Annotated in this window: 23 protein-coding genes; 12 read left to right on the forward strand and 11 right to left on the reverse strand. The window is 64.6% G+C overall.

The window, feature by feature from the left end; genetic code table 11:
• Positions 1–53 precede the first annotated feature (53 nt).
• Positions 54–935 (reverse strand): 4-hydroxy-tetrahydrodipicolinate synthase, encoded by an 882-nt coding sequence (dapA, locus tag ASE13_RS07535; RefSeq protein ID WP_056613183.1) that lies wholly within the window; start codon positions 933–935, stop codon positions 54–56.
• Positions 936–1,006: 71 nt separating this feature from the next.
• Here dapA and ASE13_RS07540 point away from each other — a divergent pair, with 71 nt between their 5' ends.
• The 5 genes from ASE13_RS07540 (at position 1,007) to ASE13_RS07560 (ending at position 4,759) form a co-directional block, all read left to right on the forward strand.
• Positions 1,007–3,013 carry a lytic transglycosylase domain-containing protein gene (locus tag ASE13_RS07540; protein ID WP_056614886.1) on the forward strand — a complete coding sequence of 669 codons (2,007 nt, stop codon included), beginning with the start codon at positions 1,007–1,009 and terminating at the stop codon, positions 3,011–3,013.
• 97 nt (positions 3,014–3,110) lie between these two features.
• On the forward strand, positions 3,111–3,590 hold the full coding sequence (gene greB / locus ASE13_RS07545) for a transcription elongation factor GreB (RefSeq protein WP_200955583.1): 480 nt from the start codon (positions 3,111–3,113) through the stop codon (positions 3,588–3,590).
• Between the two features lie 109 nt (positions 3,591–3,699).
• On the forward strand, positions 3,700–3,978 hold the full coding sequence (locus ASE13_RS07550; protein ID WP_056613184.1) for an acylphosphatase: 279 nt from the start codon (positions 3,700–3,702) through the stop codon (positions 3,976–3,978).
• A 51-nt stretch (positions 3,979–4,029) separates the two neighbouring features.
• Positions 4,030–4,266, forward strand: coding sequence for a hypothetical protein (locus ASE13_RS07555; protein WP_056613187.1), 237 nt, complete (start codon positions 4,030–4,032; stop codon positions 4,264–4,266).
• A gap of 106 nt (positions 4,267–4,372) precedes the next feature.
• Positions 4,373–4,759 (forward strand): DoxX family protein, encoded by a 387-nt coding sequence (locus ASE13_RS07560; RefSeq protein WP_056613189.1) that lies wholly within the window; start codon positions 4,373–4,375, stop codon positions 4,757–4,759.
• 4 nt (positions 4,760–4,763) lie between these two features.
• Here ASE13_RS07560 and ASE13_RS07565 read toward each other — a convergent pair whose 3' ends face one another.
• From ASE13_RS07565 to ASE13_RS07575, 3 genes are read right to left on the reverse strand one after another with little or no spacing between them, the layout of a single operon-like run.
• On the reverse strand, positions 4,764–5,681 hold the full coding sequence (locus tag ASE13_RS07565) for a DUF2268 domain-containing putative Zn-dependent protease (RefSeq protein WP_056613192.1): 918 nt from the start codon (positions 5,679–5,681) through the stop codon (positions 4,764–4,766).
• Positions 5,678–6,325 (reverse strand): hypothetical protein, encoded by a 648-nt coding sequence (locus ASE13_RS07570; protein ID WP_056613194.1) that lies wholly within the window; start codon positions 6,323–6,325, stop codon positions 5,678–5,680. Before ASE13_RS07570 ends, ASE13_RS07565 begins: the two co-directional genes overlap by 4 nt.
• Before the next feature lie 41 nt (positions 6,326–6,366).
• Entirely contained in the window at positions 6,367–6,831 is a 465-nt protein-coding gene (locus ASE13_RS07575; protein WP_056613196.1) for a GNAT family N-acetyltransferase, read from the reverse strand.
• A 94-nt stretch (positions 6,832–6,925) separates the two neighbouring features.
• Between ASE13_RS07575 and ASE13_RS07580 the strand changes: the two genes are divergently transcribed.
• Positions 6,926–7,726: a transporter gene (locus ASE13_RS07580; protein WP_056614893.1), complete on the forward strand. Its 801-nt coding sequence runs from the start codon at positions 6,926–6,928 to the stop codon at positions 7,724–7,726.
• A 61-nt stretch (positions 7,727–7,787) separates the two neighbouring features.
• Here ASE13_RS07580 and ettA read toward each other — a convergent pair whose 3' ends face one another.
• Positions 7,788–9,467 (reverse strand): energy-dependent translational throttle protein EttA, encoded by a 1,680-nt coding sequence (gene ettA / locus ASE13_RS07585; RefSeq protein ID WP_056613198.1) that lies wholly within the window; start codon positions 9,465–9,467, stop codon positions 7,788–7,790.
• Positions 9,468–9,619: 152 nt separating this feature from the next.
• On the opposite strand from ettA, the gene ASE13_RS07590 reads away from it, so the two are divergent.
• The 3 genes from ASE13_RS07590 to ASE13_RS07600 all read left to right on the forward strand — a co-directional run bounded on the left by ASE13_RS07590 (position 9,620) and on the right by ASE13_RS07600 (position 12,848).
• On the forward strand, positions 9,620–10,993 hold the full coding sequence (locus tag ASE13_RS07590; RefSeq protein ID WP_056613200.1) for a M28 family peptidase: 1,374 nt from the start codon (positions 9,620–9,622) through the stop codon (positions 10,991–10,993).
• Between the two features lie 173 nt (positions 10,994–11,166).
• On the forward strand, positions 11,167–11,400 hold the full coding sequence (locus ASE13_RS07595; RefSeq protein ID WP_056613202.1) for a hypothetical protein: 234 nt from the start codon (positions 11,167–11,169) through the stop codon (positions 11,398–11,400).
• 122 nt (positions 11,401–11,522) lie between these two features.
• A complete protein-coding gene (locus ASE13_RS07600; protein ID WP_056613204.1) occupies positions 11,523–12,848 on the forward strand; it encodes a dicarboxylate/amino acid:cation symporter in 1,326 nt (441 codons plus the stop codon).
• 250 nt (positions 12,849–13,098) lie between these two features.
• Here ASE13_RS07600 and ASE13_RS07605 read toward each other — a convergent pair whose 3' ends face one another.
• The 3 genes from ASE13_RS07605 to ASE13_RS07615 form a co-directional block, all read right to left on the reverse strand.
• Positions 13,099–14,004 (reverse strand): YncE family protein, encoded by a 906-nt coding sequence (locus tag ASE13_RS07605; RefSeq protein WP_200955585.1) that lies wholly within the window; start codon positions 14,002–14,004, stop codon positions 13,099–13,101.
• 113 nt (positions 14,005–14,117) lie between these two features.
• On the reverse strand, positions 14,118–14,984 hold the full coding sequence (locus ASE13_RS07610; protein ID WP_056614898.1) for a sterol desaturase family protein: 867 nt from the start codon (positions 14,982–14,984) through the stop codon (positions 14,118–14,120).
• A 107-nt stretch (positions 14,985–15,091) separates the two neighbouring features.
• Positions 15,092–17,521 (reverse strand): TonB-dependent receptor, encoded by a 2,430-nt coding sequence (locus tag ASE13_RS07615; protein WP_056613207.1) that lies wholly within the window; start codon positions 17,519–17,521, stop codon positions 15,092–15,094.
• Positions 17,522–17,795: 274 nt separating this feature from the next.
• Here ASE13_RS07615 and ASE13_RS07620 point away from each other — a divergent pair, with 274 nt between their 5' ends.
• Both ASE13_RS07620 and ASE13_RS07625 read left to right on the forward strand, forming a co-directional pair.
• The gene (locus tag ASE13_RS07620; protein WP_056613209.1) at positions 17,796–18,131 is read left to right on the forward strand and encodes a hypothetical protein; all 336 of its coding nucleotides are present in this window, start codon (positions 17,796–17,798) and stop codon (positions 18,129–18,131) included.
• A 112-nt stretch (positions 18,132–18,243) separates the two neighbouring features.
• Positions 18,244–18,570 carry a UrcA family protein gene (locus ASE13_RS07625; protein ID WP_200955587.1) on the forward strand — a complete coding sequence of 109 codons (327 nt, stop codon included), beginning with the start codon at positions 18,244–18,246 and terminating at the stop codon, positions 18,568–18,570.
• A 65-nt stretch (positions 18,571–18,635) separates the two neighbouring features.
• Here ASE13_RS07625 and ASE13_RS07630 read toward each other — a convergent pair whose 3' ends face one another.
• From ASE13_RS07630 to ASE13_RS07640, 3 genes are read right to left on the reverse strand one after another with little or no spacing between them, the layout of a single operon-like run.
• Positions 18,636–20,204 carry a tetratricopeptide repeat-containing sulfotransferase family protein gene (locus ASE13_RS07630; protein WP_056613213.1) on the reverse strand — a complete coding sequence of 523 codons (1,569 nt, stop codon included), beginning with the start codon at positions 20,202–20,204 and terminating at the stop codon, positions 18,636–18,638.
• A 24-nt stretch (positions 20,205–20,228) separates the two neighbouring features.
• A complete protein-coding gene (locus ASE13_RS07635) occupies positions 20,229–21,155 on the reverse strand; it encodes a DNA-binding response regulator (RefSeq protein ID WP_056613215.1) in 927 nt (308 codons plus the stop codon).
• Positions 21,145–22,626, reverse strand: a complete 1,482-nt coding sequence (locus ASE13_RS07640; protein ID WP_235536875.1) for a hybrid sensor histidine kinase/response regulator — start codon at positions 22,624–22,626, stop codon at positions 21,145–21,147. Before ASE13_RS07640 ends, ASE13_RS07635 begins: the two co-directional genes overlap by 11 nt.
• A 306-nt stretch (positions 22,627–22,932) precedes the next feature.
• Between ASE13_RS07640 and ASE13_RS07645 the strand changes: the two genes are divergently transcribed.
• Positions 22,933–24,015, forward strand: coding sequence for a putative urea ABC transporter substrate-binding protein (locus tag ASE13_RS07645; protein WP_056613217.1), 1,083 nt, complete (start codon positions 22,933–22,935; stop codon positions 24,013–24,015).
• Positions 24,016–24,022 lie beyond the last annotated feature (7 nt).

A 24,022-nucleotide genomic window follows, 5' to 3' on the forward strand; every position in this document is an offset into this window, starting at 1 on the left:
CTTGCCGCATCGCAAGGTGCATAGTTTGCAAGTGAAGTCCGGAAAGAGCCCGGTCAGATCAGTCCAGCATGCGCCAGCGCGGCGTCGACCGCGACACGGCTCGCTTCGGAAGCCTCGGTCATCGGGAGGCGGATCTCGCCCGGGAAACCGGGGCGGACCTTACCGAGCGCATATTTGACCGGGCCCGGCGAGGCATCGGTGAACATCGCGATATGGAGCGGATAGAGCCGATCGTGGAATTCGAGCGCGCGGGCATTGTCGCCGGCGGCCCAGGCAGCCTGAAAGTCGGCACAGAGCCGCGGCGCGACATTGGCAGTGACCGAGATGCAGCCCGTGCCCCCCATCGCGTTGAAAGCCAGCGCAGTCTCGTCATTGCCCGAGAGCTGGATGAAGCCGGCGCCGCAGCCGGCGCGCTGCTCGGAGACACGGCCGAGCTGGCCAGTGGCATCCTTGACTCCGATGAAACGTTCCGGGAACCCCCGGGCGATCCGCGCCATCGTCGCCGGCTGGATGTCGGTCACCGTGCGGCCAGGGACGTTGTAGAGCACGATCGGCAGGTCGGTCGCTTGCGCCACCGCCTCGAAATGGCGGAAAATGCCTTCCTGGCTCGGGCGGTTATAATAAGGCGGCACCATCAGCACTGCGTCGGCGCCCGAAGCCCTGGCGGCGTGGACGTTGGCGATCGCCACCCGCGTATCGTTCGAGCCGGCCCCGGCGAGCACGGGCACCCTGCCCTTCGCCTGATCGGCGCAGACGCGCACGACTTCGAAATGCTCGTCCTTGGTCAGCGTCGCAGCTTCGCCGGTGGTGCCGCACGGGACCAGGGCCGCCGAACCTTCGGCAATCTGCCATTCAACAAGATCGCGGTAATCTTGCTCGGCAAAGGCGCCGTTACGGAACGGCGTGACCAGTGCGGGAATCGACCCGGAGAACATGGCGTGAAAATCTTTCTTAAGTCCCGAGATCGGGACTGGCAGATAGTCGGCGATTCCGTATGATGTCCAGCATGCTCGGGTCGTTTATCAAGAGCGCGGTGCTGCTCGCTGGAGTATCGGGGGTCGCGGTCTCGTCGCAGCTCTCGCAGGATCAAATCCGGTCGTTCGCGGGGGCGCTGCAAAATGCCGCCTCGCCGGCGCCCCCGGCATATGCCCAGTCGGATCCGCTTTCCTACGCATTGATCGAGTGGAAGCGGCTTCAGCAATCCGACAATTGGCCCTTTACCGATTATGCCAATTTCATGCTCGCGCATCCGGGCTGGCCGGGCGAGACCAGCCGGCGCGCGGCGGCCGAGACGGTGCTCGACAGCGGGAGCTACGCACCCGCGCTGGTGACGCGCTTCTTCGAGCGCTTCCCCCCGCTGACGCCCGCCGGCCGCCTCCGTTTTGCCGAGGCGCTGGCGGCATCGGGTAAGCGCGCGGAAGCCAATGAGCAGGCCAGCCAGGCCTGGCGCTCGGGGACGATGCGGGCATCCGACGAGAGCAAGCTGATGTCCGGCTTCTTCCCGGCGCTGACGCCCGCGGATCACGACGCGCGGATGGACATGCTGCTGTGGAAGAACGCGACCAGCGCGGCCATGCGGCAGCTTGCCTTCGTGTCACCGTCGAAGCGGTCGATCTTCGAGGCGCGGATCGCCTTCCGCACCAAGGCGGCGGACGCGGCACTCAAGGGCGTGACGGCGTTGGACACTGGCCGCAGCGATCCCGGCTATATCGCCGATCGCGCGCGCTGGCTGCGCGACACCGGCCAGAGCCCGGCGATGCGCTCGTACCTTGCGCAGCGCCCGCGGCTGACTTCGTACCCGGGCGATGCCGAGGCGTGGTATGAGGCGCTGCTGCTGGCGGCACGCGGTGCCTCGTCCGACAATCAGCACAGTCTTGCCTATCAGATCGCGAGCCAGGTCGACGACGCGTTCCCTTCGACCACCGTCATCGCCGAGCTGCCGCTGGGCGAACGCGACGATTATACCAGCCTTACCTGGCTCGCGGGCACGACTGCCTTCTACAATCTCGCCCGTCCGCGTGACGCGATCGGCATGTTCGAGCGCTATTCGCGCGGCTCGAAGACGCCGACCACCCAGTCCAAGGGATTATATTGGGCCGGGCGCGCCGCGGAGGCTGCGGGCGATCAGGTCGCGGCGCAGGACTATTTCACGCGGGCCGCAGGATTCTCCGATCTCTATTATGGTCAGCTCGCCGCCGAGCGGCTGGGCCGACCGCTGAAAGGGCCGCCGCCGCTCGATACGCGTGTGGCAGCCCCGGAGGCGCGCGATGCCTTCTATCGGCGCGAAACGGTGCGCGCGGCGCAATTGCTCGGGACGATGGGCGACCGCGTGTCGCAGGGAATGTTCATCCGCCAGATCGCGCGCGATGCGACTACCGACAATGACCATGTGCTCTCGGCCGAGCTCAGCCGCACGATCGGGCGGCCTGATCTGGGCGTGATGGTCGGACGCAGCGCGCTCGAGAACGGGCTGTCGGACTATACCGCCGCGGGATACCCCTCGGTGCGCGTGCCGGAATCGCAGCGCGATTACTGGACGATCGTCCACGCCATTGCGCGGCAGGAGAGCCAGTTCGATCGCGCGGCGGTGAGTCATGCCGGCGCGCGGGGCTTGATGCAGCTCATGCCCGGCACCGCGGCGGAAACCGCTGGAAAGCTGGGGCTGAGCTACAACCGGGAGTCGCTCACCACCGACACCGATTACAACATCAAGCTCGGCTCGAGCTATTTCCAGCGCGTCTTCAGCCTCTATGGCAGTTATCCCCTGGCGGTGGCGGCGTACAATGCCGGGCCGGGCAACGTGAACAAATGGCTCCGCGCCAACGGCGATCCGCGGCTGCCGGGCGGCGACATGGTCAAGTGGATCGAGCAGATTCCGATCTTCGAGACCAAGAACTATGTCCAGCGCGTGCTCGAGAACGCCGTGGTCTATGACCTGATGAACCCCGAACATGCCCGCTCGCGCGGGCCGGCGAACATGAGCTGGTATCTCGGCAAGAGCCGGCCGGGCTGATGGCGTATGCCGTCATCCCGGCGAACGCCGGGATCGCATGCCGCCAGCGTGTGCTTCGATCGCACGAGACCCCGGCGTTCGCCGGGGTGACGAGTAAATGATGGACCGCCCCAACTACATCACCCCTGCCGGATATGCGGCGCTCAAGGCCGAATATGACACCCTTTTCGCCGGCGAGCGCCCCAAGCTGGTGGAGACGATCTCCTGGGCCGCGGGCAACGGCGACCGCTCCGAGAACGGCGACTATATCTACGGCCGAAAGCGGCTGCGCGAGATCGACCGGCGGCTGGGCTTCCTGTCGAGACGCATGAAGGCGGCGAAGGTCGTCGATCCGGCACGGCAGGAGGATCGCAGCCGGGTGTTCTTCGGCGCGACGGTGACGATCGCCGACGAGGACGACAACCGCCGCGAACTGACTTTGGTGGGCGACGACGAAACCGACGCCGGCAAAGGGCTGATCGGATGGAATGCACCCCTGGCGTGGGCATTGCGCGGCGCCGCGGTGGGCGATCTCAGGCGCGTCACCTTGCCCGGCGGAGAGCGCGAATATGAAGTGATTGCTGTAACTTACCCCTGAAGCGTGCCCCGGATGCGGTGAACCGAATCGTCGCTCCGCTTGGTTCTCGATGGTCCGTGCTAGACAGGCGACGAGACCCGCATTCGGGTCCGGGTTCAGCGTGGGGATTATGGTAACACAGCGTATTCTGGTTTCCGGCCGCGTCCAGGGCGTCGGCTATCGCGACTGGGTGGTGCGCACGGCGCAACGCACCGGCCTTACCGGGTGGGTGCGCAACGTCAGGGATGGACGCGTCGAGATCCTCGTTTCCGGCGACGACGACACCGTCGCCAAATTGATCGAGGGATGCCGCGAAGGCACGCCGCTAGCGCGGGTCGAGAATGTCGAGGCCTATTCCGCCGAGGGCGAGAAACAGGCCAAGGGCTTCACCAAACGCTTCACCGCCTGACGCGGGAACAGCCGCCCTGCCCCGGCATTGTCCGGAGTGAGGAGATGGCAGATGGAAAATCCCCGCACCGAGGCCGCGCGCGCCAATGACGACAGCGACCTGATCGACGATACGGAAGGCAGCGCTGGCCAGGCGACCAGCAGCGGCGGCAACCTGGCGCGCGACGTGGCGAGCCGGGCCGAGGAAGCGCTGATCACCGACTCCGCCGGCGTGACACGCGTCACCAAGCAGGACGACATCGAGCACGGTACGGAGGTTCGTCCCGCTCGCGCCCGTGCAGCCGACTGACGCGGAAACGCAGGGTTTCGCTGGCACCGGTTGATTCGGCGGCGCGGGCATGAAAGGTTCCGCTTGTGAAACGGCGCGATCGAGCGTCGTCAACAGGAGGAACGCAATGCCCATTCCCGCAAGCTGGTCCGGCCCTTTGCTGAGCGTGCTTCGCATCGCCGCGGCGCTGTCTTTCCTGCATCACGGCACGTCGAAATTCTTCGGGCTCCCGCCCTTCCCGATGCCGGCACCGCTGCCGCCGATGCTGCTCGCGGCGGGCACGATCGAGCTGGTGGGCGGCGCGCTGCTGCTGGTAGGCTTCTTCACCCGGCCAGCGGCGTTCATCGCATCGGGCATGTGCGCGGTGGCCTATTTCATGGCGCATGCGCCCAAGAGCCTATACCCGTCGGTGAACGGCGGTGAGGCCGCTCTGCTCTACGCCTTCATCTTCCTCTATATCGCCGCAGCCGGCGCTGGCCCGTGGAGCATCGACGCGGCGCGCAGCCGGGCTTGATCGTTCAGCTGCAGGCGGCGAGCTCCGCCATCGCCTCCTGCAGCAGCGGCCTGACCTTGGCAGGCGGCATCTTCGCCAGCGCCGCCAGGTTATGCTTGGTGCCGATCGTCGCGACGAGACGATAGCCGAGATAATAGCCGAAGCGCGGCGGATATGGCGCGATTGCACTCGCGCCACCCGTGAAGAAGGCGCGGATATCGGTCTCGTCCTTCGATGCAAACTTGCCACGGGTGAAGCAGACCACTTCGGCCAGCTTCGGCTCGATCTCGGGTCGGATCGGCCGCGGCTGATTGAGCAGCAGGCCGGCGTCGTCCGCCGACGGGTTCATCTGCGCAGCGGCATGGACAGCGAGCCCCTCTATCCAGAGACTGCACCAGAGTTCGCCGCAATCGGGAAAATATTGACCGTGATAGATGTGGAAGAGCTCGTGATCGAAGAACGGCCCGATCGTCTTCTCGTCATGGATGCGCGCGATCACATCGGCGCCGAACACCATCACCTCCTTGCCGCGCAGCGTACGCCCACCCCCATCCATCTCGCCGAGCGAATGGACGAGGTAGATAGGCACCGAAGGGCGGAAGTCGGGAAACGTGTCACGGAAATGCGCGGTGCCGGCGACATAGGCGCGGCCGAACGCGGCGGCCGCAACGAGATATTTGTCGCGAAGCGCCGGATATTCGTTGAGCGCCTTGGCCACGCGCGCATCGTATCGGGCGTCGTCCAGCCCGTTGCGGGGTTCATAGAAGCCGGGAAGGAGCGCGTTGAAGCGCGCGCGGAACAGCTTCACGCGCTCTGCCCCGGGCAGGGCCGCAGTCTCGCGCGCGAAACGATCGAATTCGTCGGTGAAGGACCGGAACGAGGGCTGCGCCACTGCAGGTGCGGCGACGACGAGCGTCAGCGCAGCGAACAGCTCCCGTATCATCGGATGCCGCTGCAATCGCCGCCGAGCCGCTGGGCGAAGCCGCCGCCTGCATAACCGAGCTCGGCGTTATCGGCCTTGCCGATGAAGTAGCGGATCTTGCGCTGGCCGTCGGGGCTGGCCTCGACCACCCAGGCGTCGCGCTCTCCCATTTTTTCGCTGCCGACCACGTCGAGGCTGAAGCGGCCGAAGCCCTTGTCATATTGATAGAAGGGCAGTTCGAAATGCGCGCCCTCGGCGAGCGGCAGCGCGGCGAAGGTCAGGCCCCAGAGATTGCCGTCCCAGACGGGACCGGCCAGCGGGGTCTCGACAGGCGCGGCGCCGGGGCGCGTGGTGACCAGCTTGCCGAGCCCATAAGCGACGCGAACATGCTCCACACCCGCCTTGCGGCTATCGAAGGCGAGCGGTGCCAGATCCCTTTGCCGCAGCACGAAATGGTCTCGCAGATCGAACTTGTCGCCGACCCGCTGGTGAATGACGATATCCCATGCCGGCGCACCGTCGGCATCGGTTGCCTTCACGGTCTGGAGTGTGGCGCCCATCACCGTCTCGCCGCGGGCGATGGCATAGCAGACGGAGCCGGGCTGGAGACGGGTACCGTCGACAGCGGGGAGCGCGGCCTGTGCCGCCAGTGCGAGAAAAAGCATGCCGTCAGTCTAGCCGCATGGGCGGCCCCGTCCAGCGTGTTTTATTCAGCTAATGCACCTTCCAACCGCTTGCGTTGGATCACCACTTCGATGCCATGCGCATCCACTTCGAAGCCAGCGACGTGGAAGCCGTGGCGCAGATTGAGCCGGATCATCGGATTGTTGGCGGCGCGGGTGCGCGTTTCGACGAAGCTGTAGCCAAGGGCCGCGGCATGCGCGTGCTGGCGCTCCATCAACTCCGAAGCGACGCCCTGCCCGCGCAGCCGAGAATGGACGCCGCCGAGCCATGAATAGAGTAACGCGTCGCCGCGACGATAGCCGAGCTTGAACCCGGCCCATTCGCCATCCTCGATCGCAAGCCAGAGATCGGGATCGGCGATATGGGGCAACCGGGCGAGCAGATAGGTGGAGTCGAATTCGGCGAAAACGGCCTTGCAGAGCGCGAGCAGCGGATCGGCGGCGGCGGCGATCGGCCCGGTCCAGCGCTGATATTCAATGTCTGACATATCGGCTCGTTACACGAGCGCGCGGCAGGAACGAAAGTCAGTGCGTCTTCGAACCACGTATCGTCTCCTACCACCACCGTCTATGAATCAGGTCATGAGGCATTTTCTCGCGCTGTCCGTAATCCTGTTTGCCGGCATCGGCACTGCCGGCGCCCAGGAATTGCGGCCGCTCTGCCCCGACCGGCCGGGGCTGGGCACGCCAGCCTGCTCGGTGGACCGCGGTCATATCGTGACCGAATTGGGCAGCGTCGACTGGTCGCTCGAACAGGACGGCACCGAACGCATCGACAGCTGGACGCTGGGCAACGTACTGCTCCGCTACGGCGTGACCGACGATCTGGAGGTCCAGGCCGGCTGGACCGCGTTGGGCTCGGTTCGCACCCTCGACAGGGTCACCGGCTCGATCGCGCACAGCTCCGGCACCGGCGACATCATGCTCGCGCTACGGCGCAACCTCTCCCATCCGGACGGATCAGGCTTCTCGGCGGCGGTCATGCCTTATGCCACGCTTCCCGCCGGCGGCGCCGCGATCGGCGCGGGAGACTGGGCCGCGGGACTGATCGTGCCCGTTAGCTACAGCTTGAACGACACCTTCGGCATCGCGCTGACGCCCGAAATCGACGCGGCTGTCGACGAAGACCGGCGCGGGCGGCACTTCGCTTATGGCAGCGTGATCGGGCTGAGCGCCGCGCTGACCAAGTCGATAAGCAGCGCGCTCGAAATCGAGGCGGTGCGCGACGAGGATCCGTCGGGCAGTTCGACCGAAGAGCTGGCAGGCCTGTCCTTCGCTTGGCAGCCGCAGAACGACCTGCAGTTCGATGCCGGCGCGGTCGCCGGGCTGAACAAGGCGAGCCCCGATGTCGAACTCTACGTAGGGATCGCGCGGCGCTTCTAAGTTCGTGCCGACGGAAAATCTCGACGCGCTCTTCCCCGCGGGGGAAGAGCGCGTCAGGCGATCAGCGCGTCAGCTTCTTGTACGACAATGCCGTAGGCCGATCGGCGGCGTCGCCGAGGCGGCGGCGCTTGTCTTCTTCATAGGCTTCGAAATTGCCTTCGAACCATTCGACATGGCTGTTGCCTTCGAAAGCGAGGATGTGCGTGGCGAGGCGATCGAGGAAGAAGCGATCGTGGCTGATCACCACCGCGCAGCCCGCGAAATTCTCGATCGCCTCTTCCAGCGCGCCCAGCGTCTCGACGTCGAGATCGTTGGTCGGCTCGTCGAGCAGCAGGACGTTGCCGCCGCGCTTGAGCATCTTTGCGATGTTAACGCGATTGCGCTCGCCGCCCGAGAGCTTGCCGACGTTCTTCTGCTGATCCGCGCCCTTGAAGTTGAACGCGCCGACATAGGCACGGGTCGAGGCGTCGTGGCCGTTGACCTTCATGTAATCGAGCCCGTCGGAGATCTCTTCCCAGACGTTCTTCTTCGGATCGAGATGATCGCGGCTCTGGTCGACATAGCCCAAGCGGACGGTCGAGCCCATCTCGATCGTGCCGCTGTCGGGCTTCTCCTGGCCGGTGATCATCTTGAACAAAGTCGACTTGCCGGCGCCGTTGGGGCCGATCACGCCGACGATACCGCCCGCGGGCAGCGTGAACGAGAGGTTCTCGAACAGCAATTTGTCGCCATAGGCCTTGGAGATGTTCTCCACCTCGATGACCTTGCCGCCGAGACGCTCGGGCACCTGGATGACGATCTGGGCGCCGCTCGGCTTGCGATTCTTCTGCGTTTCGACCAGCTGCTCGAACTTGGCGATACGCGCCTTGGACTTGGTCTGGCGCGCCTTGGCGCCCTGGCGGATCCATTCGAGCTCGTTCTTGATCGCGGTCTGGCGGCTCGATTCCTCGCGCTCCTCCTGCTCGAGGCGCTTGGATTTCTTCTCGAGATAGGTCGAGTAATTGCCCTCATACGGGAAATATTTGCCGCGATCGATCTCGAGGATCCAGCCGACGACGTTGTCGAGGAAATAGCGATCGTGGGTGATCATCAGCACCGCGCCGGCATATTCCTTGAGGTGGTTTTCGAGCCACTGGACGCTCTCGGCATCCAAGTGGTTGGTCGGTTCGTCGAGCAACAGGATCGACGGCTTCTGGATCAGCAGCCGGGTGAGCGCGATGCGGCGCTTCTCGCCGCCCGAGAGATTCTCGACCGGCCAGTCCGACGGCGGGCAGCGCAAAGCCTCCATCGCGACTTCGAGCTGGTTATCGAGCGTCCAGCCATCGACTGCGTCGATCTTGGCCTGGAGATCGCCCATCTCCTCCATCAGCGCGTCGAAATCGGTGTCGTCCTTGGGATCGCCCATCTCGGCGGAGATCGCATTGAAGCGGTCTACGAGGTCGGCAGTCGCGCGCGCGCCTTCCTTGACGTTCTCGAGCACGTTCTTGGTCGGATCGAGCTGGGGCTCCTGCTCGAGATAGCCGACGGTGATGTACTCGCCCGGCCATGCCTCGCCGGTGAAATCCTTGTCGACGCCCGCCATGATCTTCATCAGCGTCGACTTGCCGGCGCCGTTGGGGCCGACGATGCCGATCTTGGCACCCTGATAGAATTGCAGGTTGATGTTCGACAGCACCGGCTTGGGAGCGCCGGGGAAGGTCTTGGTCATGTCCTTCATGACGAAGGCATATTGGGCGGCCACGATAGGGTCTCCGATGGGTATCTGGGAAATGCTGGAAGTTTGGCGGCGATGTAGCGATCGAAGCGCCAAATGGCAACGCGGCCGCGATGGAAACAAAAAGGAAACACGCGAACCATTGGCAAACGTTACGGGGGTGGCTAGCAACGCATCCCATGACCAAGCGCATCCTGCTCGCGGCCGCCGCCGCGCTCGCCCTTCCCTTTCCCTCGCTGGCGCAGACGCATGACGTGACGGCGTTGCGCGATGCGGCGCTCAAGGACGATCTCGCCTGGGAGATCACCGAGGGGCTGACCACCGAAGTGGGGCAGCGGCTGGCGGCGACCGAGGCCGAGGCGCGGGCACGCGCCTGGGCAGTGAAGAAGCTGACCGCGCTCGGCTTCCAGAACGTCCATATCGAGACTTACAGGATGCCCGTCTGGGTGCGCGGCGAGGAAAAAGCCGAAGTGCTCGGCGCCTCCGCGCAGAAACTGACGATCGCGGCGCTCGGCAATTCGGGATCGACCGGAGCCAAGGGCGTCGAGGCGGAAGTGGCCTTTTTCCCGACGCTCGCCGATCTGGAGGCCGCGCCGGCCGAAGCCGTGAAGGGCAAGATCGTGTTCGTCAGCCATTCGATGACGCCGACGCAGGATGGCTCGCAATATGGCGCGTTCGGCGGCGCGCGCCGCGCGGGACCGAACCTCGCCGCGACCAAGAACGCTGCCGCGATCCTGATCCGATCGATCGGCACCGACCATCACCGCAATCCACACACCGGCGTGACCAACTGGACGCAGGGCGTGAAGCCGATCGCCGCGGCGGCGCTGTCGCTCCCCGATGCCGATCAGCTCGAGCGGCTGCTCAAACGCGGACCGGTGCGGCTCAAGCTCCTCGTCACGCCCGAGTTCAAGGGCGAGGCCGAATCGGGCAACGTCATCGCCGATGTGCCGGGTAGCGACCCCAATGCCGGAATCGTGCTGATCGGCGGGCATCTCGACAGCTGGGATCTCGGCACCGGCGCGATCGACGACGCTTCGGGCGTCGGCATCACCACTGCGGCCGCCAAGCGGATCATGGACGCGGGCCAGCCGCGCCGGACGATCCGCGTCGTCTGGTTCGGCGCCGAGGAAGTCGGCGGGTTCGGCGGCGAGGCCTATGCCAAGGCGCATGCGGGCGAGCGCCACGTCTTCGCCTCCGAATCGGATTTCGGCGCCGATCGGGTGTGGAAATTCGAGACCAACCTGCCCGACAGCGCCAAGGCGGTCGGCGATCGGCTCGCCGTCGCTTTGACGCCGCTTGGCATTTCGCGCGGGCGCGGCAACGCCGGCGGCGGCACCGATGTCGGCCCGGTGCTGCGCACCGGCGTCGCGGGGATCGACCTCGGCCAGTCGGGCCTGCGCTATTTCGACTATCACCACACGCCCGACGATACGCTCGACAAGATCGATCCCGAGCAGCTGCGCCAGAATGTGGCAGCCTGGACCGCCTTGCTCGCGATCGTCGCAAATGCGCCCGAGGATATCGGCAAGGTGCCGCCCGCCGGACACTGACCCTCTCGCACCGCAAGGCGCTCGAATGTCCGAAATCGGGCAAAAAAGTGGCAGAATTTTTGCGGTTCGACGCATTTGCGATTGACGGAAACGCAACGACCGCTATTTCAGCACCTTCGCGTCGGCATTCGGGCCGGGTGCGAAACGTTTAATGTTCCATGGGAGCAACCCACATGAAGAAGATCCTCATTGTTGCTGCGACCGCCGGCCTGATGTCGCTCGCGGCTTGCAACGGCGGCACCACCAACACCACTGCCGAGAACGTCGCCGACAGCCACGAGGCGAACGCCGCGATCTATGACGACGCAGCCGACAACACCAGCAACGCCGCTGCCGCGGACGTGCTCGAGAACGCTGCCGACGTCGAAGAGAATGCCGCTGACGCCGCTGACGCGAACGCGCATTGATCGGCGTTCCGGTCCTACGGGATCGGAGCTGAGAGTTAGGAAGGGCGCTCCCGCAAGGGGGCGCCCTTTTCCGTTTGGGGCAGACCCGCGATCGGCATAGAAAAGACGCGAAGGGAATTAGGATGGGGCCGACCACGGCAGAGCACGGGCAGAAACAGCCTTTCTGGCGGCTGCTCTATTTCTGGGTCCTGGTGGGCATCATCGCCGGCGTTGCGGTCGGCACCTTCGCGCCGGCGTTCGGGGCGAGCCTGCAGCCGCTGGGCGAGGGATTCATCTCGCTGGTCAAGATGATCATCCCTCCAGTGATCTTCCTTACCGTGGTGACCGGCATCGCGGGATCGCACCAGCTCGCGGCGCTGGGCCGCGTAGTGGTCAAGGCCTTCGTCTATTTCCTGTTCTTCTCGACATTGGCGCTGATCGTCGGGCTGATCGTGGCCAATGTCGTCCAGCCGGGCGCGGGCATGCACGTCGATCCGCGCACGCTCAACGCCGCGGCGGTGCACGGCTTCGAGGAAAAGGCGCACGAGACCACACTCACCGGTTTCCTGCTCTCGGTGATTCCGACCACGCTGGTTTCGGCCTTCACCAGCGGCTCGATCCTCCAGATCCTGTTCGTGGCGGTGCTGTTCGGCGTGTCGCTCACGCTCGTCGGCGCACCTGCCCGGCCCGTTACGGACATGCTCGAGCGAATCGCCCTGGTCGTGTTCCGGCTGGTGACGATCGTGATGTGGGCCGCGCCCGTCGGCGCATTCGGGGCGATGGCGTTCACGATCGGCAAATACGGCCTCGGCAGCCTGTGGAGCCTCGGCGCGCTGGTCGGGACCTTCTATCTCACCGCCCTGATCTTCGTGCTGGTGATCCTCGGCACAGTGGCGGCGCTCAACGGCTTCTCGATCTTCAAGCTGCTCCGCTACCTCAAGGCCGAATTGCTGCTCGTGCTCGGCACCTCCTCGTCCGAAGCCGCCCTGCCCGCGCTGATCCAGAAGATGGAACGCGCAGGGTGCGACAAGGAAGTGGTCGGCGTGGTGGTGCCGACCGGCTATTCGTTCAACCTCGACGGCACCAACATCTACATGACCCTCGCCGCCCTGTTCATCGCGCAGGCGACCGGCGTTCAGCTGACCCTGGGCGAGCAGCTCGCGCTGCTGGGCGTGGCGATGCTGAGCTCGAAAGGCGCGGCGGGCGTCACCGGATCGGGGTTCATCACGCTCGCCGCGACGCTGGCGATCGTGCCGAAAGTGCCGATCGCAGGCATGGCGCTGATTCTGGGCGTCGACCGCTTCATGAGCGAATGCCGCAGCCTGACCAACTTCATCGGCAATGCCGTGGCGACGGTGGTGGTGGCGCGCTGGGAAGGTGCGCTGGATCGGGAGAAGCTGGCGCGGGCGCTGAACGGGGTGCCGGAGGAAGTGCCGGCGGCGGCGGCGGTGGAGACCGATCCGGATTGAGCGCCCCGGAGACGGCGATTCGTCCGCGTCTGGTAGGACTTCACGGGCTTAACTTCGCACTTTGCCCGCAGATTCGCTCATAAAATTGCGCAACTCGGAAACTTTCGTGCACGCACGGAAGACCGTTGCACGAGGTTCCAAAGAGCGACGGCCGTTCGCGGCCGCGCCCGGAGTGCACCAGACGAAATCCTACATACGATAGGAAGCTGGTCGGGAAAACGGCGCACCACGAGGACTGCTTTCGGGCGCCTCACTTCCCGATACGGGCAGGCTTCTTCCACCAGGATAGCGTGTGAACGTCATGCGATGTCGTCCACACGCCCTTGCGCGTATATCGCAGGGCGCCGCTGCCGGTTCCCTTTCCGACCCGCGCGCGAATGGCGAGCGTCCGGGGATCGATCACGACGAACGTCTGGCCCGCAGTGGTGCGCAGCCAGATCTTGCCGCCGCCTGCGTCGATATCCCCGTATTTCAACGTCTCGTCGACCTTCACGCGGCCGGAGATCTCTCCGGTCTCGGGGTCGATCCGGGCCAATGTCCCGTCTCCCTGCTCCTGAACCCAGACCGCGCCCTCCCCGGCGACGAGGAAGCCGGGCTCCCGGCCCAAGGCCGTTCGCTTGACGATCGCGTTGGTCTGCGGATCGATCTTCTGGAGGCTCTGATGCTCGGCACTGACGGCCCATAAAGATCCGAGACCGAATGACAGATAATAAGTGCCGGGATCGACCTGGATCGAGCTCGTCACGCTGTTGCTGGCCGGGTCGATACGGGCGATGACGCCCTTGGCGTCGCTCGCCACCCAGACCGATCCGGCGCCGGCCACGACATTCAGTTCACCCTTGGGATTGGCGATGCCGGTCGCGATCACGGCCGTTTTCCGCGCCGTCTTGAGATCGATCCGGTTGAGGGTCCCGTCCTTGCAGTCGGCGACCCATAAGGAGCCGAACGCGACTGCCATTGCGCCGCAGGGGTGCGTCATCGTGACTTCCGCGAGCTTGCGCTTGTTCGACCAGCGCTCGACCCGTCCGCTGTTGGTCGCCCAGACCGATGATCCGTCCACCGCGAGGAAATCGGCGAATCCCGGGACGTTGAGTACTCGCTCCTCCTGGGCGGAAGCGGCAGAGGACACCAGCGCAAGGCCTCCCGCGATCGCCATGACGACCCGATTCCTGTTCAAACACCCGATGATCATCAGGAAACGCCTCCAGATCGATATCCAAAAAATAGCGGACGGCGACGTCCATCCGCATCGGCCCGGTTGGGCGCAGTCTAGGCGTAACCCCGTCTCGCCCTGATCTTCGCGATCAGCGGCTGGAACGGGAAGAGCATTTGCTCGCCGATCGACAGGCGCCGGCGTTCGTCCTGGCCCACCAGCTCGGCCTCTCCGTCGCGAAAGGTGCCGAAGATGCGATCGAGCAGGATCAGCGAGTTCCCATAATTGCAGCGGGTTTCTTCATACCCCACCGAATGATGCAGGCTGTGGTTCTGGATCGTCGTGAAGAAGAACGCATACCACCGGGGCGGGTCGCACCGCGTATTGGCGTGCGCGAAGGTCGATATCACGGAGAGGACGTGGAAGGCGCAGAACATGGCAGCCAGCGGCAGATCGAACAATGCGACCACGCTGAGGCTGATCAGGAAGAGTTCGATCGGATTGCCGACCGCGCCCTTCATCGCATTCAGCTGGGTGATGTGGTGGTGCGGCGCGTGCGTCAGCCAGAATGGCGTGTAATTGTGCATCAGCCGGTGCATCCAATACTGGCCGAACTCGACCAGGAAGACGACCAGCGCCACCTGCACGACGAAGGGCAGATGCATGGCCCATTCCGTGGTGATGCCCAGTGCGTGCTTTGCTGCGATTAACGGATCTTCGGCCAATCGGGCAGTAACCCACGCGATCGCGGTCATGCTCAGGACCATGTAGAAGAGGTCGGTGAAGAATTCCTTCTTCGTCAGGCGCCAGCTGGCATGCCGTTCGTTGAGCCATTCGAGCCCGAGAACGAACAGCGTCGTGAGCGATATGCCAATGGTGAGTGTCCAGGCGTTTTCGACCCAGGTCTTGGGAACGAACGCCCAGAAGAACAGGACCGCCACGACCATCGCCGGCTGTATGTAGCTGAACAGGATCTTCTTCATGGCATTTGCTCCGGTCACGTCAGCGAAAGGAGGGCTCCCGGCGATGGCGCCGGCCCGTTCCTCGATCGCAAGCAGATTGCTGTCGACAGGCACGGGCCGGCGGTCGCTCAATAGTGAATGCGGAAGTCGATACCCACGCGGCGCGGCGTCAGCACGCCGCGGGCGTAATAGCGCTCGACCACATCGGTGCGGACCTGATTGTGGGACGAGATGTCATTGCTGATCGCAGTCACTGCATATTTGTCGAAGATATTGTCTGCGAACAGCCCGATCTCGAAGCGCTCGGTGATGTAGTTCAGCGAAGCGCCGTGCGTGACATAGCCCGGGATTTTCTCGCCGTTGCCCTGGAGCCCCACGCGCGAATAGATGTCGCCGCGATAGATGGTGGCCCAGGTCGCCTCGATTTTGCGTCCGTCGCCCAGCGGATAGCTGTAGATGAGCTGGCCGCTGGCCGAATTCTTGGCCGATCCAGGCAGCCTGTCGCCCGCGGAGGCGTCGTAGCGAACGCCCTGGCTGACCACCAGCCCCTCCACATCCTCGGTCAAGTGTGCATCGACATAGGAATAGGTGCCGAGCAGGCTGAGGTTCGGCGTGATCTTGAGCGCGCCCTGGAAATCGAAGCCCTTGGAGACGGCATTAGCGCCGTTCACCGTGATGCCGATCGCGCCATTCACCGTCTGGCTCGGCACCTGCACGCCGTTCCACGCGATATGATAGCCGTTGAGCGTCAGCTGGAGCCGCTTGTCGAACAGGCTGGCGCGCACGCCCAGTTCGATATTGCGTGTCTTGTCCGGCCCATAGACCAGTTCATTGGGCAGCGCGCAGAGATTCTGGCCGGGCGCCAGCGGCAGGACACAGGGCACCACCCGGTTGACTCCGCCGATGCGATAGCCGGTCGAATAAGTGAAATAGGCCAGCAGATTGTCGCTGAACTTGTAGGAAGTGTTCGCCTTCCAAACGACGCCGTCCTTGCCAGTCGATCCGGTCCGGATCCGCTTCGGGAGGATCGTCGTCGATGGATACGGGGCGACGCCGCTCCCCAGAAGCGGCAGCGCGGAGCCACCGGCGACATCCGCATCATATTTGAAGTAGCGAATGCCGCCCGTCACCTGCCACGCCTTGGTCAGGTGCAGCGTGGCCTCGCCATACACCGCCTTCTCGACGTTCTTGCTGTCGACCATGGAGATATATTCGAGGTTGTCCGGGCGATTGACACCCCAATAGACGGAAGATTCCGCAAAACCGGGCGTGTATTCGTGCCGGTCGGAAGTAAATTCCAGGCGGTTGTAGAACCCGCCGATTACCCAGTTGAATGGACCGCCGTGGGTCGAGACGAGCCGCACCTCCTGATTGAGCTGCTTATACTTCCGCCTGTTGTTCGCGTAGGAGGAAAACTCGGGAAACGCTTCGTAACCATAGTCCAGATCTAGGAGCAGATCGGTATTGTCGTCCGTATTGTCGATGGTCTGCTTCGTGTAGGCAGTGGTGCTGACAAGCTGCGCGATGTTGAAGAGATTGACGTAAATTTCGGCCGAGAAGAGATCCGACTTGCGATCGAACGGTTCGAGATAGCGCCACGGTCCTTCATATTTCCCGGTGCCCAGCACGCCGGCACCGTTGGCCTGGCGGCCACCGCTCTTGGTGCTCTGATGGGCGTAGGTGAGATACGCCCTGATATTGGGATTATATTCGAGCAGCAGCTGGTTGCGCGTGGTGAACGTATGCTCATAGTTCACGTCTTCGGCGCGCTTGAAATTGGCGAGATAGTCGGCCGGGCCGCCAAGGGAACCCGTCGAGCCGCCCGATGCGCGGACCGGCTGGGGATCGGAGACGCCCGGCTGCTTCAGCAGATAATTGTAATCGATGAAGCCAGCATTGCTGTAATAGCCCGTCGCGGTCCGGAACGCGATGTGATCCTTCAGAATCGGCAGGTTGACGGCGATATCGCCGATGCCGCTGAAATCATCCGAATGCGATTGCGCGTAGCCGCGGCCATGCACATCGACCGAGAAGCGCTCCGTATCGGGCCGATTGGGGATATAGCGCACCGCGCCCGCGAGCGTGCCGAGGCCATATAGCGTACCCTGCGGTCCTTGCAGCACTTCCACGCGGCTGATGTCGATCAGCTTGAAGTCCAGATAGAGCGGAACCTCGCCGAGATAGACGCCGACCGCGTCGTTGGAGTTGGAACCATTGACGCTGGTGTCGCCGGACGAAATGCCGCGCAGGATGATCTCACCCGTCGATGCCGGGCCGGTATCCGCGATCGTGACGCCGGGCGTGAAGTTGCCCAGCGCGCGGATGTCGTCGAGCCGCAGGCTTTCGATCGCCTCGCCGGATACCGCGCTGATGTTGATCGGGGCATCCTGGAGCGTGGTCCGCCGGCGGCTACCCGTCACCACGATCTCGTTCGCGGTAGCGGAGCCGGAAGATGCCTCCTGTTCCGGAGCGGACGCTTCCTGCGCCAGCGCCGGAGCGGCGGCGACGCTCACGAGCGCGGTCGCGCAAAGCAAGCCCGTGCGAGAAAGTCGTCCCATCTTCTACCCCTTGCTTTTTATGATCCCGAGCGCCTCCTTCGACATCCTTCCTTTGCGTCGGCTTGCTTCGAGCTTTCGCGTATTACGAATATGCTAAACGATAATAACGACCCTGTGACATGGGGTGTTTGACGTAAGCGGATCGGCAGGCGGCGCGCCCTACGTCAAACTGCCCATACCGCCGTGAGGCGGGGACCCGTATCCGACCGTGATGGTTGCCTCCGCCCGGACCCGGCCCGCATCGAGAACCCTCTGCTTGTTTCTGGGCCTCGCAATGGTTGCGATTCCGGAGAGTGCCGTCGCCGCACCAAAGGCGCGGCTGGTCCATTGCGGCGACGCGACCTGCCTGCGCATCTCTGGCCGCCGTCCCCATACCGCAGTGGCGGTCCGGGTGGCGGGCCGTCCCCTCATGGTCGAAGGCAAGCGCTCCTGGCGCGCGACAGTGCCGCTGACGACGGCGCGTGACTGGGCGAGTGCCGATGACGGCAGGCTGACGGTGACCCTGACCGACGCACGGAGCGGCGGCGAGAGCATGGAAACCGTTACGTTGCCGCCGGGCGCGCTCGGCAAGCGGATCGAACTCGCAAGTTTGATAGTAAGCGCATACTGATATTCTATTTAGTAATACTCATTATTTACTTGCAACGACTGTCGGCCAGCACTAATTGGCCGTGACCTGATCGCCGGAGAGCGGCTGGGCAGAACAGACGCAGGAGATGATGATGAAGATCGGCATAGTGGCGCTCGCCGCGCTGATGATGGCAGCGCCTGCCTTCGCGGCGCCCCGCGACAATCCCTTTTCGGCAGACAGCGCAGTGCTCGACTTGCGCGGGCTCGATCTCACCAGCGTCGAGGGCCAGCAGCGTCTCGCGATCCGGATGGATCAGGCGGCAAATACGGTCTGCGGCGAGGGGATGAGTTCCATCCATCTCGCGCTCGGCGCCCAGGCGCGGGCCTGCCACGCGGACGTGATCGCCAACATTCGCTCGCGTATCGCGGCCGCTACGGCCGCCAACGGCGCCACGGCAAACCAGCTGGCATCGCGCTGAGGCGGCCGGCAGCGTTCGGGTCCGGCGCCTGATCGCGGGTGCCGGCCCGATCGCTGGTGCGCGGCTCAGTCGACGGCGATACCTTGCGCCTCCAGCCAGGTGCGCACCGGCGCCAGCGCGTCAGCATGCTTGCGCCAGCGCGCCACGGAATCCCGATAGATCGGACGGCGAACCTGCGCGGCGCTCGGCGTCGACACCGCAGCGGAATTAGCATGAAAATTCAGGCATTCATCGGACCAGTCGAGCCCGCAATGGGCCAATAACCGGCGGGTCTCCCCCTCCTGGTCCTCGACCAGCTCTTCGTAGCTGAGCTCGAGGATGCGGCCCGGCAGTGCCGTGCGCCAGAACGCCATCAGCCGATCGAATCGCGCATAATAAGCGGCGATGTCGAAAAGATCGTAACTATAGTCATAGTAACGCGATCCGATCGCGAACAAATTACGGAAGTTGGCGAGTATCGCGTCCATCGGATTCCGCCGCAGGCAGACGATCGCCGCGTTCGGCAGCGCGCGCGCCGCGATTCCCGCATAGAAGAAGTTGCCCGGGAACTTGTCGACGAAGCGCAGCGCCGGGGTCCGCCGGTGATGGGCTGCGCGCGCCAGATAGTCGCGGCCGATCGCGCCCGCATCGTGCCCGGCGGCGGCCAGGATCGTCTCGGGATCGAGGACATTGCGGCTGCGCGTCTGCGCCGCGGCCTTGAACGCGAGCGGCAGGGCCTGAAGCTCGCCGACACTCTCGACCTGGGGGTGCGATGCCAGGATGCGATCGACCAAAGTCGTGCCGGTGCGCGGCATGCCGATCACGAGGATCGGCGCCTCGGGCGCGCCCTCCCCCACCGGCGCCCGTGCGGCGACGGGCCACGCCGCTTCGACTGCATCGAAGACCGCGGCATCGCGCGTGAAATCATAAGCGAGTGTCGCACGGTGCGCGCCGTTGATCGCGACGAGGCGCTCGAACGCCTCCTCCGAATCACCGACGTCCTCGAGCTCCTTCACGAGCGCATAGCCCGTCAGCAGACGGTCACGCCCCAGCGACGCGCGGCCGTGCACGGAGTGAAGCCGCTCGACATGGTTGCGCGCGGGGGTCTGCTTCCGCAGCCCGGCCAGCAGATGATGGGCCCTCGAATCGTTCGGCGCGCGGCTGAGGATCAATTCGACCACCGCTTCGGCTTCCTCGGTGCGGCCGAGGAAGCTCAAGGTCGCCGCATGATTGTAGCGGAACTGGTCGTTCTCCGGCGCGAGATCGACCGCGGCAACGAAATGCGGAAGCGCCGCCTGATGATCGCCCAGGCGCGCATAGACGCAGGCCATCGTGTCGCGACCGAGTGCATCCGCGGGCGGTGCGGCCTCGGCCGCGCGGAGTGTGGCCGCGGCCTCGCCGTCGCGGCGGACGAGCGTGTAGAGGCGCGCGAGTTGCGCACGATATTCGCCATGCGGCGCGATCGCGACCGCCTGCTCGATCTGGTGGATTCCGTCCTGCACCCGGCCCGCCTCGGCATCTGCGATACCGAGCAGGAAATATGCCTCCGCCTTGCCGGACGCCTCCGACATGCGGACCGCCGCCAGGCGGCGCGCGCCGGCGAAATCGCCCCCCTCCAGCACGGCTCGCCCCGCGGCGCTCAGGGCTCCCCTCATGCTCTGCCAGGCCCCTGTCATGACCTATTGCGAGAGCGTGGCGACCGCGATCGCGGTGGCAGAGGCACGATTCTCGACACCCATTTTCTCGAAGACCTGCTCCAGATGCTTGTTCACTGTCCGCGGGCTGATGTGCAGGATTTCGCTGATCTCGCGATTCTGCTTGCCGCGGCTGATCCAGACCAGGACCTCGGCCTCGCGCGACGTCAGGCCGTGCCGCTCGGCCAGAAGGCGCTCGGCATCCCCCTCGCGTCTCTCGGTCAGCCGGAACAGCCACTCGTCGGCGCTGCTCTGGCGCAGGAACGTGCATTCCACTGCGCCCTGATCGATCTTGAACGAAGCCTGGGCTCCCGGCGGCACACCGGGTTGCTGCAAGGGCCTGACCGTTGCGGCAAGCTGTTCCGGCAGCCGGCCGTCGCGCGGCGCCCAGCCGGGGAATAGCCGCTCGATCGTCGCAGTCGCCAGGGGCGTCAGCCAGATGGTCGCGCCGGTCTCGTCGATCGCGAAGGACGGTCGGCCTGCGGTGTCGAGCGCGAGCTGGCTGCCCTGCGCGACGCGGGCATTGGCAAGGTGTACCGATACGCGCGCCAGCAATTCGTCGACCACGATCGGCTTGTGGACATAATCGACTCCGCCCGCCTCCAGCCCGTGCACGACATGCTCGGTCTCGGTCAGTCCGGTCATGAAGATCACCGGCAGATGGTGGAAGCGGCTGTCCGACTTGATCCGGCGCGTGGTCTTGAAGCCGTCCAGACCGGGCATCACGGCATCCATCAGCACCAGATCGGGCGTGACATGTTCAAGCAGCTCGAGCGCGGCGAGCCCGTCGACCGCGATCAGGACGGTCATGCCGGCATGCTCGAGCGTGCTGGTCAGGAAGCGCAGCGATTCCGGCGTGTCGTCGACGACGAGGATCGTCGCGCGCGTTCCGGTTCCCGGGCTAGTCGCCATTGCCGAGCCTCCGGGCAAGCCCGCGCAGGTCGAAATCGTCCAGGTGTCGCCGCATCTCGGCAACCGCCCCGGCGCTGTCCGGCACTTCGGCCTCCAGCTCGGCGAGGAGCTTTTCGATGCCGCGGACATGACCGGTTTTGACATGGTGCCGCAAGCTCACGAGATAGGGTTCGGCGGCACGGGGAAGCGGGCCGGAAGACGGGCCCGCCGTGCGCTCGACCTCACCGTCACCGGACGCGATCCAATCCACACCGAGCTGCCGACCGACCATATCCAGCAACGCATCGAGATCGACCGGTTTGGAAAGAAAGGCGTCGTGGTGGCTCTGGCCGTCGCCGCCCGCGCGATATTCATGCGCATTGGCGGAAACCATGACGATCCGCAGCGGCCGGCCGAGGGTCGCGCGCAACCGCTCGGCAATCTCCCACCCGCTGCAGCCCGGCATCTGGATGTCGAGCAAGACCAGATCGGGAGCGCAACTCTCGGCCAGCGCAAGCCCCTCGGCAGGGCTCGTCGTCGCGAAAACCAGGAAGTCCAGCGGCAGCAGCAGACGCTGCACGACGATGAGTTGGGAGGGATCGTCGTCTATGACGAGGATCGTCTTGCGATCCCCGCTATGGCCGGTCACGCGCTCATAGGCCGGCGCCCAGGTCGGGGCGACCATCGGTTCGGGCAACAGCATCTGGAGGCGGAAGCTGCTGCCGCGGCCAACCTCGCTCGACACCGTCACTTCCCCGCCGAGTATCCGCGCGAGCACACGGGTAATAGCCAGGCCGAGGCCGATCCCGGGCTGCATCGCTGAATCGGGCAAAACACCGCGCTCGAACGGCTCGAAGATCCTTTCCAGATCCTCGGGTGCGATTCCGATGCCGGTGTCGGTGACGTCGATCTGGGCCATTTGACTGCGATATCGGATCGTCAGGGTCGCGCCGCCTTTGTCGGTATATTTGATGGCGTTGGACAGCAGGTTGATGAGGACCTGCCGCAACCTTTTCTCGTCGGTGCGGACGAACGGCGGCAGCCGGCCCTCGACCTTGTATTCGAGCGAAAGGCCTTTGGCCGCTGCCTGCATGCGGAACATGTCGACGACCTGATCGAGAAGAGCAGGCAGGCGAACGACGTCCTGCCGCAGCTTGAGCACGCCGCTCTCGATCCGCGATATATCCAGCAGACCTTCGACGAGATTGGTGAGATGCTCCGCGGAGCGCCGGATTACGCTGCCTGCCTCGACCGGCGGAATGGCATCTTCGCGCTCGAGAAGCTGGGCATAGCCATAAATGGCATTGAGCGGCGAACGGATTTCATGACTCACCGCAACAAGGTAGCGGGTTTTGGCGGCGTTGGCAGCCTCTGCCGCCTCCTTCGCGCGCGCGAGTTCGCCAAGGGTCAGCCGATGGGCGGCGATCTCATCCTGGAGGATTTGGGTCTGGCACAGGCGTTCCTGCCGCGCTTTTCGGCGCGCGCCGTGCATTATGATGAACAACGCCCCGATCAGACTGACGACGACGACCGCCGCACCTGACAATATCCATCGGGACACATGTGCCATCGTGCAGCCTATCCTCGGCGCCGCAGGCGATCGAGCGCCGACCGAACCGCAGGGCCATCTCGGATAGTGCGCAAATGACGCATTGCAGCATCATAAAATGCGGTGACACGTCTCATCGGCTCGATATATATTTTATTACTGGATTGCGCAAACGTAATATCGGCGGCAATGTGCATCCCACGGTTTCCGGGCGTTTCGGGGCGCGCGGCGCGAAGCAAGGGAAGAACCATGGCAAACTGGATGTCCAAAACAGGTTTGGCGGCTGCAGCCGCAGCCTTGCTTCTCACCACATCATGCGGTGGCGGTGCACAACAAAATGCTGCACCGCGACATGATTTCTCGATCGGATGGTCGATCTATGCCGGCTGGATGCCGTGGCCCTACGCCCAGAAAGCCGGCATTGTGAAGAAATGGGCCGACAAATACGGCGTCAAAATCAACTTCGTGCAGGTCAACGACTATGTCGAGTCGGTGAACCAGTTCAACGCCGGCAAGCTCGACGGCGTCACCGTCACCAATATGGACGCGCTCACCATCCCCGCCGCCGGCGGCAAGGACACGAGCGCGATCATCCTGGGCGACTATTCGGACGGCAATGACGGCGTGGTCCTGAAGAACGCGTCGAGCCTGGCGGACATCAAGGGGCGTACCGTCTACCTCGTCGAACTGTCGGTTTCGCACTATCTGCTGGCGCGCGCGCTCTCCACCGCCGGGCTCCAGCTTTCCGACGTGAAGACCGTGAACACGTCAGACGCCGACATCGTCGGCGCCTTCGCCAATTCCGCCACGAACGCCGCGGTCACCTGGAACCCGCAGCTCACCGAACTCGCCAAGATGCCGAACGCGAAATTGGTCTTCGATTCGCATCAGGTGCCCGCCGAAATCCTCGACCTGCTTGCGATCGACACTGCCACGCTCAAGGCCAACCCCAATCTCGGCAAGGCACTGGCCGGCATATGGTACGAGACGATCACGCTCATGCAGCGGAAGGACGCTGCGGGCGCCGCGGCTCGTGCCGAGATGGCGAAGATGGCCGGATCGAGCCCGCAGGCATTCGATGCGCAGCTCACCACCACGCACTTCTATGCCACGCCGCAGAACGCCGTGGCCGCGCTCAAATCGCCTGCACTCGCCGATACGATGATCAAGGTGCGGGACTTCAGCTTTTCGAAGGGCCTGTTCGGCACCGGCGCCAAATCGGCCGACGCCGTCGGCATCAGCCTGCCGGGAAAGACCCTCGGCAACCCGAACAATGTGAAGCTGCGCTTCGATCCGAGCTTCATGGAACAGGCCGCGGCGGGCAAGCTCTGAAGGGAGC

This window comes from Sphingomonas sp. Root241 (assembly GCF_001428865.1).
Classification (GTDB): Bacteria; Pseudomonadota; Alphaproteobacteria; order Sphingomonadales; family Sphingomonadaceae; genus Sphingomonas.

Coding starts and splice junctions, on each gene's coding strand:
- ASE13_RS07645 (WP_056613217.1), top strand. CDS start 22,933: ATGGCAAACTGGATGTCCAAAACAGGTTTGGCGGCTGCAGCCGCAGCC.
- ASE13_RS07590 (WP_056613200.1), top strand. CDS start 9,620: ATGACCAAGCGCATCCTGCTCGCGGCCGCCGCCGCGCTCGCCCTTCCC.
- ASE13_RS07575 (WP_056613196.1), bottom strand. CDS start 6,831: ATGTCAGACATTGAATATCAGCGCTGGACCGGGCCGATCGCCGCCGCC.
- ASE13_RS07630 (WP_056613213.1), bottom strand. CDS start 20,204: ATGAGGGGAGCCCTGAGCGCCGCGGGGCGAGCCGTGCTGGAGGGGGGC.
- ASE13_RS07555 (WP_056613187.1), top strand. CDS start 4,030: ATGGAAAATCCCCGCACCGAGGCCGCGCGCGCCAATGACGACAGCGAC.
- ASE13_RS07600 (WP_056613204.1), top strand. CDS start 11,523: ATGGGGCCGACCACGGCAGAGCACGGGCAGAAACAGCCTTTCTGGCGG.
- ASE13_RS07580 (WP_056614893.1), top strand. CDS start 6,926: ATGAGGCATTTTCTCGCGCTGTCCGTAATCCTGTTTGCCGGCATCGGC.
- ASE13_RS07620 (WP_056613209.1), top strand. CDS start 17,796: ATGGTTGCGATTCCGGAGAGTGCCGTCGCCGCACCAAAGGCGCGGCTG.
- ASE13_RS07615 (WP_056613207.1), bottom strand. CDS start 17,521: ATGGGACGACTTTCTCGCACGGGCTTGCTTTGCGCGACCGCGCTCGTG.
- greB (WP_200955583.1), top strand. CDS start 3,111: ATGATGGACCGCCCCAACTACATCACCCCTGCCGGATATGCGGCGCTC.
- ASE13_RS07570 (WP_056613194.1), bottom strand. CDS start 6,325: ATGCTTTTTCTCGCACTGGCGGCACAGGCCGCGCTCCCCGCTGTCGAC.
- ASE13_RS07605 (WP_200955585.1), bottom strand. CDS start 14,004: ATGGCGATCGCGGGAGGCCTTGCGCTGGTGTCCTCTGCCGCTTCCGCC.
- ASE13_RS07635 (WP_056613215.1), bottom strand. CDS start 21,155: ATGGCGACTAGCCCGGGAACCGGAACGCGCGCGACGATCCTCGTCGTC.
- ASE13_RS07625 (WP_200955587.1), top strand. CDS start 18,244: ATGAAGATCGGCATAGTGGCGCTCGCCGCGCTGATGATGGCAGCGCCT.
- ASE13_RS07640 (WP_235536875.1), bottom strand. CDS start 22,626: ATGCACGGCGCGCGCCGAAAAGCGCGGCAGGAACGCCTGTGCCAGACC.
- ASE13_RS07595 (WP_056613202.1), top strand. CDS start 11,167: ATGAAGAAGATCCTCATTGTTGCTGCGACCGCCGGCCTGATGTCGCTC.
- ASE13_RS07550 (WP_056613184.1), top strand. CDS start 3,700: ATGGTAACACAGCGTATTCTGGTTTCCGGCCGCGTCCAGGGCGTCGGC.
- ASE13_RS07610 (WP_056614898.1), bottom strand. CDS start 14,984: ATGAAGAAGATCCTGTTCAGCTACATACAGCCGGCGATGGTCGTGGCG.
- ASE13_RS07565 (WP_056613192.1), bottom strand. CDS start 5,681: ATGATACGGGAGCTGTTCGCTGCGCTGACGCTCGTCGTCGCCGCACCT.
- ASE13_RS07560 (WP_056613189.1), top strand. CDS start 4,373: ATGCCCATTCCCGCAAGCTGGTCCGGCCCTTTGCTGAGCGTGCTTCGC.
- ASE13_RS07540 (WP_056614886.1), top strand. CDS start 1,007: ATGCTCGGGTCGTTTATCAAGAGCGCGGTGCTGCTCGCTGGAGTATCG.
- dapA (WP_056613183.1), bottom strand. CDS start 935: ATGTTCTCCGGGTCGATTCCCGCACTGGTCACGCCGTTCCGTAACGGC.